The following is a 259-nucleotide window of genomic DNA, read 5'->3' as shown; positions in this document are numbered from 1 at the left end:
ATCGATGCGATGGTCCGCCATCCGGTGCGGCAATATCAGGTTGCCGGCTGAGCTCTCGAGTTGAGCGGTTGACGCGTCGGTACGGTTCAGATTCAAGAATCCGATGAATCGAACCGGCGATCCGAGTGTTGAAGTGCTGTTGGCGCGCATTGCTGCGCTGCAGGCGGAGAACCATCAACTCGCCGACCGCGTCGTCAAACTCGAGGAAGAACTGGCGCTGGCACGCCTGCATCGTTTTGCGCCACGCAGCGAAAAGCAC

At 59.5% G+C, this 259-nt stretch carries 1 pseudogene; it reads left to right on the top strand.

The window, feature by feature from the left end:
• Positions 1 to 103: 103 nt before the first annotated feature.
• Positions 104 to 259: pseudogene (locus FNJ47_RS55635) on the top strand (IS66 family transposase); the annotation flags it as partial.

Source organism: Bradyrhizobium uaiense (assembly GCF_010811875.1).
In the GTDB taxonomy this organism is placed as follows: domain Bacteria; phylum Pseudomonadota; class Alphaproteobacteria; order Rhizobiales; family Xanthobacteraceae; genus Bradyrhizobium; species Bradyrhizobium uaiense.
Note: the sequence above shows the minus strand (reverse complement) of the source record. Positions and strands in the feature narration are given on the sequence as shown.